Origin of the sequence: Enterobacter sp. UCD-UG_FMILLET, from assembly GCF_000762975.1 — a bacterium.
GTDB lineage: Bacteria > Pseudomonadota > Gammaproteobacteria > Enterobacterales > Enterobacteriaceae > Enterobacter > Enterobacter dykesii.
On record NZ_JRJC01000010.1, the window covers coordinates 80,476 to 92,321 of the forward strand.

An 11,846-nucleotide genomic window follows, 5' to 3' on the forward strand; every position below is an offset into this window, starting at 1 on the left:
TCAGGAATTGGGTTTAAAACCGGTGGCCACGTTCAGGAAACGTTTTGAAAGGTCATCCTGAGTCATGAAGCCATAGGACAGGGCGCGGTAGTTTTTGCTCCGGGGGTCAACCAGGAAAAGCGCCGGGAAATGCGTAATGTTCATCGAGCGGGACTGGCCCGTATCCGGACGGCTCTGCAGCAGCGTAGCCGCCACCTGGCCGTCAACCGAAACCGGAATGAGCGAAATCCCGTTGGTTTTAGCAAAGTCCGCAACCACCCCAGCCATCTGCACGTCAATCGGGTCGCTGCCCCGGTAGAAGTAGAACAAACCGTACTGCTGCGCCAGCTGCTCCACGGCGCTCTGCCGCGTCTGCTGGTCGCGGGTCTGCATAAACGGCGCCATGCTGTTGTAGTGCGGATACTCCAGGTTGTAGTCGAGGTCCGGGTGGCTCAGTTGCGCCGCCGCAAAGGACTGACTGAACATCGATGCCCGATCTGTCCAGAACTTCTGCCAGCGCAGGAACGTCGCCGTGTTTTCCCTCGACGGGAACAGAATCGCGCGGTTAAGCGCCTCCTGGGTGTATCCTTTCAGTACCCGGGCCTGCTCCATCGGAGACATTTTGCTGAGATCCGGAATGGCCTGCGGTGCAGGCTGTTGTGGCTTTCTGGGCTGCTCCGGCGGCTTTTTCGGCTCGTTGTACCAGGACCAGCCGGTGAACGACTCTGCCGGCGTCACAATCTCCTCGGCCATCACCGTATGGCTCACCAGCACCATGAGCAGGCCACAGAGGACACGCTTCATTTACCACCTCCCTGCTGGTTCACCTGCGCGGCGATGCGCTCCTTAATCTGCTGGACCTGCGCGCTGGTATCGGGGATTTTCTGATTCTTCATCAAATCCTCGTAGAAGTCAGAGAAGTTGATTTTGTCGAAGTCGATACGCTGCAGCTCCGGGACGGTGATCCCCCGACAGTTCGGACTGTCGCCGCTGCCGAACTTCACGCCCAGCTGGTCGCGACGCCCCTGCTCCTGAATGATGCGGGCAAGCTTGCCGTCAAAGACGCAGTAGACCTGACTTTTCTGGATGCAGGCACCCAGCACCTGGCGATCGCACCGCTCGCCCACGCTGACGGTGATTTTTTTTGCTTTGGCCTTGCCGATTGCTTTTTCTTCGTCGTCGCACGAAGCAAGTCCGGTACTCTGCCCCCATCCCGAGTCCTTACAGCAGTTGGAGAACCCGGCAAACGCCTTGCGGCATCGCATCGGTTTACCCGTAAAGGCCTTTATATCAATGGTACTGCTGGCGTCTTTACCATCTTCGGCAGCCGAGGCAAGACCTGCCAGTTTGGCCACCGCCGTATCAAAACCGCTGCTTCCGGCACCATTGGTGTCGTCACACTCGCCTGACTTACAGATGTAGTCGCCGCCGCAGACCAGGCCACCCGACTGATGCGTGGTCTGACACTGGTAGGTGTAGCTCATGTGGGTACACTGCCCGTCGGTCGATTCGGTGCAGGTGTTGCCTGCCGCCGTACAGGACGGGTTTGTCATCAGCGTTCCGCAGGTTCCGGTGGAGTCTGACGGCACGACATAGTTATCGGTGTACTGCCAGCAGTCGCTGTAAACGTTATAGCTCTGACCGTTGTTAACAATGGTTTTATTTCCTCCCGGAGAGGTGCAGGTTGACGTCGTTTTCCGCGCCTTTGACATATCCAGGCCACAGGATGAGGTCCAGTTCACTTCCGGGACAAAGGTAGTCTCGACCGCATTCATAACGAGCACGAGCGTGAAGCCTGACGCGCCGGACTGAAAGTCAGCTATCTGCTCCCGGATATGTTTTCTACAAACATCCTGCTTTCCGCTAACACACCCGGTGCTTTGATAGGAACCGGCGGGCAAGGCGCCTCCCTGCGACAACGGTGTCCCCGGAGCGCCCGGCATTTCCCAGTCAAACGCCCTCCCTCTAATTGTCTGGCTTATTCCCCACCAGGTGATTTTTCCTACATTAATATCACGGTCTGCCCAGTAAAAATGCGCGCTGATCACCGGTCCTGATACCGGCGCCTTAAAACTAAAACTGAAGGAAGTACCGTTATTCGTAAAAACAACATCGCCATTGGCCGCCGTCAGTGTGAACGTTTTCTGCACTGTCGTGGTGGAGGTATGTCCGCCAGGTGTTGCCGTTCTTGAGCAGGCTTCCACCGAGGCCACATCCTTGTCGCAGGTGTAATTTTCAAAGGTGGTTTTCGATACCGTCACCTCCTTACACTGGTTCGCGGTCCCGTTTAGCACACCGTCAGCGCCGGCTTCCGCATTTTTACCGATAGTGATGAAAGGTGCGTTCGGGTCTATGGCGGGCGTCGGGTTCGTTTTTCCGGAGTTGATAACTGATTGCGCTGCGTCATTGCCCTGCAGCGAGGTTTGTCCTTTGTTGGCCAGTCCACCGTCTCCGCCATCCACGCCACCGTAGTACCCTTTCTCCGGCGGATTGGCGGTATAGCCAGGTATCGAGCCAGTGACGGAGTCAGGATTTTTCAGGCTTCCCGTTCCGGCTGAAGCATTTCCCTTGCCAAAGCTGGCGCCAGCGTCAAAAGCAGGATCGGCCGCCATCGTCAGAAACGGCAGAGACAGCAGCACAGTCATAAGCATCTTTTTCATTGCGCGGCCTCCAGTAATCTGCGTGCTGTTGCGGCACAGTCACCGCCCTGAGCCACTTTCTCCAGCGCCTGCTGCAGCGGCAGGCTTCCCCGGATAACATCAAAGTGCCCCGGACAGGTAACTACCAGAGCCGGTACCACACTGATGTTGTACTGAGTGAACAGGGTTGGATCGATTTGCACACCGGCATCCTTGTCTTCCTTGCTCAGCTCAAACATGGCGGAAGCGGTCTGGCGCATATCATTGTTAAGCAACCCCCGCAGTGTCGGCGGGATATTAAAACGCCGGGCATCCTTCAGCATGGGCAGCAGGCCTTCACGCGGGATACCGAGACTCACAAAATAGATGGCCGGAAAGGTGTCTTTTTCTCCCATCGTGTTGGTTTGGGCCGCGATATCGCCCTGCAGGCGGTTAATCAGTTCCTGCTGCGCCGGCGGCAATACCGACACACCGGCTGGCAGGTTATTCAGGCTCCCTTTCAGGGCTTCCAGCGAGTCCTGTTGCCCCTTCATCCAGTCCCGGTCGCTGACAGAAATGCCGGTCTGTGCACTGGCCTGCGCCTGAGGCAATACACCTGCGAGAACGCTGAAGATCAGCGCCCGAAGCAATGCAGTTTTCATCGTCATGTCCTTACAGATAGACGCAGTTACGTTTGCGCCAGAAGAGATAGCCGAAGTTCTTTTTCGACGAGGGAGAATTGTGTGTTGTGCCCCAGAGCTGCGTGCTCGCCCCGAAGGGGTGGCAGTTACTGGTCTCGGGGTACATGTTCACCATCTGATAGCGCCATCGTTCCTTCGGAATAATGGGCGACGGGTATTGGTTACAGACCGCGACATCCGCGCCCACGGAGTTCCAGACCAGCCCCTCGCGGTGCAGCTTGAAGGCCATTCGTTCCCCGACCAGCAGTGACGCCTCCAGCGGGGAAAACTCACCGCTGGTATAGCCCGTCAGCGGATATATCGACCCCTGGCTGCCCGCACACCAGAACAGCGGGGAAAGCGGCAGACCGGCAGAAGAAGCGACCGCGTCGGCGGCACAGGCGCCCTGAGCTATCAGGTTGCCAAACAGCGCAGCCTCGGGGTTAATCAGCATCGAGAGCGTACTGTCGTTCCAGAGAGGATCGACTTCAGAGAGATAGGCGATATCCATATCCCCTGTCTGCATACAGCCCATAGTGGCGATGATGTTGAGCCAGTAAATCAGCGGATATTTATACCAGTGGACATGGTAGAACGTGCCGGCTGCGGGTCTGTCACTCTGCCCTGCAGTTCCCGTTCCCGTTCGCCCGAGATTGATTTTAAAACCACCCATGTTGACCATGACGCCCGGCTCACGGGTTACATCCACCATCGCCATTGGCTCCCAGAATCCGATGGCCAGACCGATGCGGTAAAACACACCGTATGGGCAAATCTGGATCGGCGAAGCCGGGTTGTTGGTATCCTTTTGCGGCCCGGCAGCTAACTGAATATTGCCGAGCGTCATCGGAAACAGACACTTCCAGCAGACATCGCTTATCGGGTTAACCCAGCGGCCATCACCCGCGTTGCTGGCTGCGGCCGTTGCCTGAGCGGGCATCCAGGACAGCAGGACCAGCATCACACCGGCAAGCCATGAGAAACGCTTCATTTCACCTCCCGCAGCCACACACAGACCGGGCCGTCCTCAGTGTCATGAATGGAGCCAATGAACCAGCCATCGCCCTCTGGCGCGGAAGGAAGCCAGTCAATGATGTTTTGTTTCCCTTTTTCCCAGTCGGCGATCACCTGGGGAGGCGCGTCGTTTTCCATCCAGCGGGTGGCGCAGGTCAGATTGTGCTGGCGCATCCAGTCGCCAAATTCAGTCTGTGTGGCCTTATCACTGGCGGGTGCAAAATAATGAGGGTGCGTCCAGAAGCCGTTGCGGTCACGGGTAACCGTCACCGGCCTGACAGGTTCAGGGTGAGTCATGGGGTATCTCCGGGAGTGCCGCAGCCACCGGACGGCGGAAGGGCTTAAAAAGGATCAGTGGTTATTGGCTTTACCGGCCGCTTTCATGATGATGGCCAGACGTTCTTCCTGGCTCATTTCGTACAGGGCAAGAATGGCGCCGCGCAGAACATGCGAGGGTTTGTACAGTGGATTATCGTTGAGGATTTCATCCATCTGTCGGGCCGAACCCTCATCGTGACGTACTGAGGTGACATTCCGGCCCTTTTCAGTAACAGGGTCTTTTTTCATGGCGTTACCTGGTCGGGTTTAAACGGAAACCGGGGGGCATTCAGGCTGAGGCGGAGCGCAACGCAGTGAGCACCGAACATCCTGAAAGGCCGCGCGGTTGAGTCAGTGAGCTTTAATAGTACGTGTGACAATTAAGGCATAACCATTGTCATCATCGTATTCAGCAGTATGTTCCTCCCCGGCGGAAATACGGTCAGCGGCAGTATTCAGATACCGGACTAACCTCTCTGTTGAATGTGGGGAGGTTATCTGCGCGAAGACAGCAACAACCCGCTTTTCTTCGTCCTGTGGTACAGCAATCAACTTCGCCAGCTCCTCTGGTACGTTCCGCCCGGCAAATCCAGGAAAGAACCCCGGAGGCGTACTGCACAACTGACGCATCATCGTTACCTGTAGATCCGGGGATGCTACGGGCACAGTGCAAAGACTGATAACATTATCGTTTTCAGGGAACGGTGTGCGACTCACCATTTGCACGGCCTCTTTCAATCCCCGAACCAGATCACGTGTGATTGTCGACGTATCAGACGTCACATTGATGATCACCTGCCTGACGGGCCACATCTGTTTTTGCCAGTCTGTCATCTGTCGGCTGATGTACCACCCTTCCCGCTCACTGCCCCGGATAAGTACGCTGAGCCAGGAGCCGGCGTACCCATCGTTCACTGCCGCATCTTCGCTGTCCTGCATCGTCTGTTCAGTTACTCTCGGTGATGTATAACACTGGCGCGCCCGGAAAATCCGGCGGCTGATTTTTTGCCGATCGACCTCTGGCATCGTCACGCGCAGTGATTCATCACGGGTCAGTACATAGCCCTCTTCAGTCAATGCCTTTTCCAGTTCAGCCAGTAGCAACTGGTAGTATTCCCGATTAGCAAATGCATGAACCGCTTCGGCATGTCGGGCACCGCCAAATTGCGCCACAGGGACAGGTAATCCCGGTCTGCTCTCCCACGCCAGACGTACACGCCGTGCATCTGCAAAATACTGAACAGCAATCCAGCCAGCGAGTAGCGCAACGACGACCAGAATACCGGTCATGCCCTCGGTATCGCGCAAACAGGTGAGCACTCCCTGCAAGCCCTGAGGGCCGGTGAAGCAGCTGATTAACGCCATGCGTTCATCTCCTCCATTCTGTTGCGGATAAGCCTGACGAGGTACAGGGGAAACGCCTCATCACGTTCGTCCGGCGCTATCGGCTGAAGCTGGTTCTCAGCGCACCACTTGTGCCAGGCACCGGCGATCAGCGCCGGTTGCCATGAAGCGATTTCAGGGTACAGATGACAGAGTTGATTCACGGTTTCGTCACAGCCTTCGTTATCAGCGTTGTGACCTGTCATATGCTGAGACACAGACGGCACAGCGGTATTGTGTATCAGTGACATTCGGCGCTCTCCTGCTCTTCGCCTGCAAACAACCTGTCGAGACGCTCGGAAAGTGACAGCGTCGGGCCCTTTTTACGTTTCGCGCTGTCCTCGGCCCGCATGTTCTCCAGTAATAGGTGAATGATGTAGTCCGGGAAGCGTTCATCGCGCCTGGACGGCTCCCGGCTGTCCTGCTGGTTCTGCTCACACCAGTGGAGCCAGGCTTTGGTCACCAGTACCGGATGCCAGGAGTCAATTTCGGGGTACAGCGTCTTCAGCCGTTCTGCTGTTCCCTGGCGCGGCGTTATCTCAGCGGGTTTGCGCGGTTTTCTGGCGTAACGCCGATGGGATGTGACCGTCTGACGCATTTCGGGAAACAGGTCACCTAACGTTGTTGCAGTCATTTTGAGTACCTTTAATGTATTTTACCGTGCATCATCAGAATTCTTGCGGACTGGCTAAAACACGGGAACGGAAAGAATGGGGAAAATGATGGACAGACTCAGGCGTATACAGCCAACTGATAATCAACTTGAAGCAACCCGAAATCTGGTGAGGGATTTAATTGCCTCCAGCTCCTTGTTTGCACTTCTCAGCACGGGCGCGAGATCATGTATTCCAGCGACGTCTGTCGCTAATTATGTTTTCCTGACATTGTTGATTATTTGCTTCGGATTTGTACTCGCATGGGCATCTTTAATTACTGATTTAAACTTGCGACAGATAGCAGGTAGTGGTTCCACACATCACAGCTTTCCGTATTTCTTTCTTGCTATCTGTTTCACCGTTGTATTTTTTGGGCTGACTTTTTTGCTTCTCAAAAGCTTCTGGTAAGCAACTCGAGTTATCTCATCTCAAAACCATCCAGATGGGAAACCAGCTGGCACCGATCAGCACCAGACACAGGATGTACATCAGGAGATAACCCGGCACTGAAGGTATCCTGAAATGCACTTTCAATTTCCCTGTTTCTCTAGCGATAAGGGGGGCGAACCACTGGGAAAGCATCAGTCCGGCAGCAATCAAAAGTCCGCTACCGTCCGTGTCGAGTGGTATGACCTTAAGAATGCATCCCTGAATAATCAGGGTAAATACCGCGCACTGGGCTCCCTGCCAGCGCAGATTCGCCGGTAACCATGCTGTTGTAATCACACAACCTGCGATCCCCGTTATACCGGACAGTACAAGCAGAAAGATCATTTACCGTCTCCCTTAACAGGTATTTCTTCCACCTTCATCACGCGGCCGTCGCGCGATATCCGCGCGGGGATGTGTTCAAAACCGAATTTACGGGTCAGTACGCCAGACTGGTCGAAGTAGATACGTTCATTCAGCGCATCGCTGGTTTCTTTTATGTTGCCGTTCACCAGGATGACCTTCACGCTGGTCTGACCGGCGAGCTGCTGTCGGGCCCATTTCACCTGCTCCTTATCATCGCCGTCGATAAAAAAGAGCACCTGGCTGAATGGCACCTTATCCAGAGGATTGACCGTATCGCCCTTCCGGGCGATCACGTTGCCCTGCATGTCAGTGATCGTTTCCTTCACGGTAAATGTCGGGTCCCAGGCAAAGCTGCGGTATTCCTTCGCTTTCGTGAGCCCTTCCACCGGCGTCGGACGTACCGCATGCTCCTTCACTCTTTCCGTTGCCTCTTTGCGCAGGCGGTCAAGTTCACCCGTCTGCTCCATTCCCTTCAGTCGATTCTGGATAAACGCCAGCATGTCCTGCTCTGCAGGCTCGAAGACGTTGCCCCAGGTACCGAGATCTTTCGCCCCGCTGCCGGCGGAAAGCATCAGCAGCATCATGGCCGTCAGCTGCAGTCGTTTTTTCACTGGCCCCCCTGGATGCGTCGGGCGATATCAGCACGAATTTCATTCGTGATATCGCGCTGCGGGCTCATCACCGCCGGTTTCACCAGAACGATGGCGTTGTGTGAGGACTGCCATGCATCCAGGCTGCCGGTCAGCGCCGCGTTGAACTGCTGGGTCATCGCTTTAGCCCTGTTTTCATCGAGCTGTAACTGAGCGGACTGCTGCATGAAGAGGTCCACCGTCCCCTTCATGTCGAAGACCACCACCTCCGGGGTGACGGCTTTCGCCGTCACATATGCCACGCCTGTCATAACCAGAAGTCCCGCCAGCCCCAGCATGCTGGCTTTAACCCAGCGGGATGTTTTGCTGGCGATTGTTACACCGTCGGGGACGCTGTCGCCGTCATACGGCTTGCTCTGTTGTTCACTCATGCTGCTTTCACCCACTCTTCAAGTTCACGAAGTTCACTGCCGTATTTTTTCTCCGCCAGCATATACGCCGCTTCTTCCGCAGTTGCCCCCGCTTCTTTCTGCGCTTTCTGCATGAAAGCAAAGTCCTCGCCGCGCGAGCTGAACATGGCACGCGTCACGGGGTCGACGAACAGGCGATGGAAGGAGCTATATTCACCGGCGTTTATCAGCAGGGAGCTGTAACCGGTCTGCAGGGCGGGCTGGAAGCCACGGATAACTTCTTTTTCCATGTCCGAGAACTGATCCGGGTTATCGGCAAGGTACTGTTTAAACGCCTTCGCATCCTGCAAGAGGGTGATTTTGGTGGAGCTGTTGTTCCAGGCGGCTTCCGCTTCCTTACTGGCGCTGAAGTCCTTGATGCCCTGGGTGATAGTGATAAACGCCCCACGGTGACGACGCACGGTGCGGTAGCCGGTTTCGATAAACCGTGCCGCGTGCGGGTTGGAGCCGCCCAACAGACGCCAGGCTTCGTCGATAATGCACACTTTTTTGAGGTCGCGCGGGCTGTGGTACATCTTTTCCTGTATCGCCAGAATGAGCGAGAACAGGATGGACGAGAGCAGCTTCGGCTTGTCTTCCAGGCTCAGCAGTTCCAGCACCGCGAAGCGGGTTTCACCATCGAGCGTCGGGGCATCGGCGTTGAAGTATTCGCCGTCAGGCCCCCAGGTGCAGTAGGTATCGAGCAGCATGGCCAGCTCAGCAAGGCGCGCGATGATGGTCGGCTTGTCTGAAAACGCCTGGTTCACATCCTCATTGGTCAGGTAATTATGAACGTCGTCGATACGGGCTTTATTTGCCTTCTTCTCCCACGCATCCATTACCGCTTTCTGCAGGATCGCTTCACAGACGCCATCCAGCGGCTGCGTCGGACTGGCGAGCACCGTCAGCAGGCGCACAATCCCTTCCGCTGAATGATTAATGTCCTTAACGTTGGCGAACGGGTTAAAGCGCAGTTTAGAGCCATCGAGATATACCCCGCCGGCCTGGTGACAGTAGTTCTTGTAGCTGTCCCCCATGTCGATAACCCAGGCGTACCCCCCGGCATTCAGTACATCGCGAAGGATGCCCTGCGTCAGGAAGGATTTACCTGCCCCGGACGTGCCGGTGACGGCGATATTAAAGTTGGTACTGCCGTTCTCCTCACCAAACATGTCGTAGAACGCAACCTGGTTCCGGTAGGTCGGCAATGGCATACCCACGTTGGACAGCTGACGTTCGGCGACTACCGGCATCAGGCTCACCGCGTTCCATGACTTGGCGCGCAGCGTTGCCCCCGTCATCTTCAGGTCTTCCCACATCCCTTCCTGCATGACGAACGGGAAGCTGGCCAGCCAGTTACGCATCTGCTGGTACTGTATCGTCACCATTTCCAGCTCGTTCTTACGGAACACGTTGACGGCTGCCAGTTCACACTTCTGCGCCTCGGTATTGTTGTCCGGCGCGAACAGGGTCAGGTTGAAGTAGGTGTTGCAGAGCGCGATTTCATTGCTGTGAAGCTGTTCCCGGGTACGTCGCCATTCCTCTGCCGCTTTTTTGGTACCGGGAAAGAGTGCTGCATAGGCTGAGTTGGCTTTTTTCGACAGGTCCTGGTCTTTACGGAAAGCCTCGCTCTGGCTTTTGGTCTGTTCTTCCAGCGCCGTCGTCCAGGTCAGCATAAAGGGACAGGGTATCCCGAGATCGGGAAAACGCAGGTTCTGGAGATTGTCAGCCCCCTGCCAGAGCGCGAATCGACGCGGGTTTTTAGCAAGCTGCATGTTGATGATGCGGCATGCCGATGCCGGAAGACGGGTCCCGCGCGCGTCAATGGTTTCCGGCAGTGCCATCCGGATATGCGATGGATGCACCCTCAGGTCAATCCCGGGATACCTGTTCCTGACGGTAGTTCATCTGCTCGCGTACCGCAGACAGGAAAGCGTGCACATCGGTGTTCATGCTGTCGATGCGCGCGGCCCCCAGAGAGACGCGGATGGTGTTACGTATCTGAATCAGGTCATCCATCACCCGCTGCACCTGGGAAGCGCGCTTAATGGGCTGACCGTAGACAATAAAGATACGGTAGTTACGCAGGTAGAGCGGGTATTCCCGTTCGTTGGCCAGGCCGTGCAGGGCGGAACGCTGCCAGAACGCGCGGGTGATTTTATTGAGGTGATCGGCCATCCCCCCTTTCCACATGTCGTTACTCACGCCGCGATCGATGCGTTCCCCGACACACTTGCTGGCAAGCATAATGACGGTCACAGGGGTCTGGCGGGGAAGCTTCTTACGCAGCATGTCATCGAGAGCGGCCATCACCTGCTCGTTCGCGCCGGGAAGCGGGGCAGCCTCCATAATGAAGCCCGCAGAGCCGGCGTTGACGAAAATTTCATTTTTGTCGTCGTAATACCGGTAAGGTAGCGCAGCAACCAGGGACGGATAGTCCCAGGTCTGGGAAAGGTTGTTGCGGGCCGTTGCTGCCCCGTCTTCCTCTTTCCCGTTTTTCAGCATATCCATCAGGCTGTCGACAAAACTCATTTTCGGCCCTCCGCAGCGGCCCGGATTAACTCCAGGCGACGCAGCTTCTCTTCGTTCATCTGACCGGTGTGCGGTGCATCACCGGCGGTCTTAATCTGCCAGTCACAGCTCACGCTCAGAACGGCCAGCGTTTCATCGTCGGTATCGACTGACTGTGTGGCGGTGATTTGCGCCGTTCCTTTACGTGAATGGACTAACGATTTCACCAGATGATCGACGCCGTTCTTGCCGGAAACGTGGTGGCTGCTCATTCCCCGCCCTCCCCGATGACGCGGTAGCTCTCATCCCAGTGGGATTTGTTTTTCACGAACTCGACCACAGCCGGCTGATGAAAGTTGTCGTCCGTGTCCACCCAGGGGGCAATCCACAGGCGCTGCGTGGCGTCAGGAATACGCTGAACCGGAACGCGGCCCGCCGTGTTAACCGGTACAGGGGTGGCATGACTGGACGTGGTCAGCGGCGTGACCAGCGAGCCAGACGATTTCGCCGGCGCAGTGGTCAGAGGGCGCTGTGCGCCAGAGTTAGCGGCGGTGGTTCCGGTTGCTGCGGCGGAGACAGGACGGAAGGGATTCACAACCGGTGCTGAATTGCGCAGTGCCGGCAGGGTTTCACCCGCAGGCTTTTTTGCGGTTTTCTCTGCCGTCAGGTCATCCAGACTTTTACCCTGAGCGGCCAGCTTGTTGGCCTCACCAGTAGTCAGACACTGGTCGGTCGCGGTCTTGTTGCAGTCGAAATCAGAATTGAGACCGGCGCAGCCGGTCAGTGCGCTGCACAGCAGTGCAGCACCCAGTAGATTTTTCATGGGGTAACTCCGGTTTTAATTTAAGGGGTA

General features: G+C 56.2%; 14 protein-coding genes and 1 pseudogene. All 15 read right to left on the reverse strand.

Features of this window, described 5'->3' with window-relative positions; translation table 11 throughout:
• On the reverse strand, window positions 1-783 hold the full coding sequence (gene traF / locus LA04_RS05280; RefSeq protein ID WP_047650735.1) for a type-F conjugative transfer system pilin assembly protein TraF: 783 nt from the start codon (window positions 781-783) through the stop codon (window positions 1-3).
• Complete coding sequence (gene traN, locus LA04_RS05285) at window positions 780-2,639, reverse strand: type-F conjugative transfer system mating-pair stabilization protein TraN (RefSeq protein WP_047650736.1); 1,860 nt, start codon at window positions 2,637-2,639, stop codon at window positions 780-782. Before traN ends, traF begins: the two co-directional genes overlap by 4 nt.
• A complete protein-coding gene (trbC, locus tag LA04_RS05290) occupies window positions 2,636-3,259 on the reverse strand; it encodes a type-F conjugative transfer system pilin assembly protein TrbC (RefSeq protein ID WP_047650737.1) in 624 nt (207 codons plus the stop codon). The genes traN and trbC overlap by 4 nt, the downstream gene beginning before the upstream one ends.
• A 10-nt stretch (window positions 3,260-3,269) precedes the next feature.
• The gene (traU, locus tag LA04_RS05295; protein WP_047650738.1) at window positions 3,270-4,268 is read right to left on the reverse strand and encodes a conjugal transfer pilus assembly protein TraU; all 999 of its coding nucleotides are present in this window, start codon (window positions 4,266-4,268) and stop codon (window positions 3,270-3,272) included.
• Complete coding sequence (locus LA04_RS05300; protein ID WP_047650739.1) at window positions 4,265-4,588, reverse strand: hypothetical protein; 324 nt, start codon at window positions 4,586-4,588, stop codon at window positions 4,265-4,267. Before LA04_RS05300 ends, traU begins: the two co-directional genes overlap by 4 nt.
• Window positions 4,589-4,642: 54 nt before the next feature.
• Window positions 4,643-4,858 (reverse strand): hypothetical protein, encoded by a 216-nt coding sequence (locus LA04_RS05305; protein WP_047650740.1) that lies wholly within the window; start codon window positions 4,856-4,858, stop codon window positions 4,643-4,645.
• 102 nt (window positions 4,859-4,960) lie between these two features.
• On the reverse strand, window positions 4,961-5,974 hold the full coding sequence (locus LA04_RS05310) for a hypothetical protein (protein ID WP_047650741.1): 1,014 nt from the start codon (window positions 5,972-5,974) through the stop codon (window positions 4,961-4,963).
• A complete protein-coding gene (locus LA04_RS05315; RefSeq protein ID WP_047650742.1) occupies window positions 5,965-6,243 on the reverse strand; it encodes a hypothetical protein in 279 nt (92 codons plus the stop codon). Before LA04_RS05315 ends, LA04_RS05310 begins: the two co-directional genes overlap by 10 nt.
• The gene (locus tag LA04_RS05320) at window positions 6,234-6,626 is read right to left on the reverse strand and encodes a hypothetical protein (RefSeq protein WP_047650744.1); all 393 of its coding nucleotides are present in this window, start codon (window positions 6,624-6,626) and stop codon (window positions 6,234-6,236) included. The genes LA04_RS05315 and LA04_RS05320 overlap by 10 nt, the downstream gene beginning before the upstream one ends.
• A gap of 445 nt (window positions 6,627-7,071) precedes the next feature.
• The gene (locus LA04_RS05325; RefSeq protein ID WP_047650745.1) at window positions 7,072-7,422 is read right to left on the reverse strand and encodes a hypothetical protein; all 351 of its coding nucleotides are present in this window, start codon (window positions 7,420-7,422) and stop codon (window positions 7,072-7,074) included.
• Window positions 7,419-8,054, reverse strand: a complete 636-nt coding sequence (traW, locus tag LA04_RS05330; RefSeq protein WP_047650746.1) for a type-F conjugative transfer system protein TraW — start codon at window positions 8,052-8,054, stop codon at window positions 7,419-7,421. The genes LA04_RS05325 and traW overlap by 4 nt, the downstream gene beginning before the upstream one ends.
• A complete protein-coding gene (gene trbI, locus LA04_RS05335) occupies window positions 8,051-8,464 on the reverse strand; it encodes a type-F conjugative transfer system protein TrbI (RefSeq protein ID WP_047650747.1) in 414 nt (137 codons plus the stop codon). The genes traW and trbI overlap by 4 nt, the downstream gene beginning before the upstream one ends.
• A pseudogene (gene traC / locus LA04_RS05340) lies at window positions 8,461-11,014 on the reverse strand (type IV secretion system protein TraC). The gene trbI and the pseudogene traC overlap by 4 nt, the downstream one beginning before the upstream one ends.
• Window positions 11,011-11,265, reverse strand: coding sequence for a hypothetical protein (locus LA04_RS05345; protein ID WP_047650748.1), 255 nt, complete (start codon window positions 11,263-11,265; stop codon window positions 11,011-11,013). Before LA04_RS05345 ends, traC begins: the two are co-directional and overlap by 4 nt.
• Window positions 11,262-11,816, reverse strand: coding sequence for a type IV conjugative transfer system lipoprotein TraV (gene traV, locus LA04_RS05350; RefSeq protein ID WP_047650749.1), 555 nt, complete (start codon window positions 11,814-11,816; stop codon window positions 11,262-11,264). The genes LA04_RS05345 and traV overlap by 4 nt, the downstream gene beginning before the upstream one ends.
• Window positions 11,817-11,846: the final 30 nt, after the last annotated feature.

Coding starts and splice junctions, on each gene's coding strand:
- traF (WP_047650735.1), bottom strand. CDS start 783: ATGAAGCGTGTCCTCTGTGGCCTGCTCATGGTGCTGGTGAGCCATACG.
- traN (WP_047650736.1), bottom strand. CDS start 2,639: ATGAAAAAGATGCTTATGACTGTGCTGCTGTCTCTGCCGTTTCTGACG.
- trbC (WP_047650737.1), bottom strand. CDS start 3,259: ATGAAAACTGCATTGCTTCGGGCGCTGATCTTCAGCGTTCTCGCAGGT.
- traU (WP_047650738.1), bottom strand. CDS start 4,268: ATGAAGCGTTTCTCATGGCTTGCCGGTGTGATGCTGGTCCTGCTGTCC.
- LA04_RS05300 (WP_047650739.1), bottom strand. CDS start 4,588: ATGACTCACCCTGAACCTGTCAGGCCGGTGACGGTTACCCGTGACCGC.
- LA04_RS05305 (WP_047650740.1), bottom strand. CDS start 4,858: ATGAAAAAAGACCCTGTTACTGAAAAGGGCCGGAATGTCACCTCAGTA.
- LA04_RS05310 (WP_047650741.1), bottom strand. CDS start 5,974: ATGGCGTTAATCAGCTGCTTCACCGGCCCTCAGGGCTTGCAGGGAGTG.
- LA04_RS05315 (WP_047650742.1), bottom strand. CDS start 6,243: ATGTCACTGATACACAATACCGCTGTGCCGTCTGTGTCTCAGCATATG.
- LA04_RS05320 (WP_047650744.1), bottom strand. CDS start 6,626: ATGACTGCAACAACGTTAGGTGACCTGTTTCCCGAAATGCGTCAGACG.
- LA04_RS05325 (WP_047650745.1), bottom strand. CDS start 7,422: ATGATCTTTCTGCTTGTACTGTCCGGTATAACGGGGATCGCAGGTTGT.
- trbI (WP_047650747.1), bottom strand. CDS start 8,464: ATGAGTGAACAACAGAGCAAGCCGTATGACGGCGACAGCGTCCCCGAC.
- LA04_RS05345 (WP_047650748.1), bottom strand. CDS start 11,265: ATGAGCAGCCACCACGTTTCCGGCAAGAACGGCGTCGATCATCTGGTG.
- traV (WP_047650749.1), bottom strand. CDS start 11,816: ATGAAAAATCTACTGGGTGCTGCACTGCTGTGCAGCGCACTGACCGGC.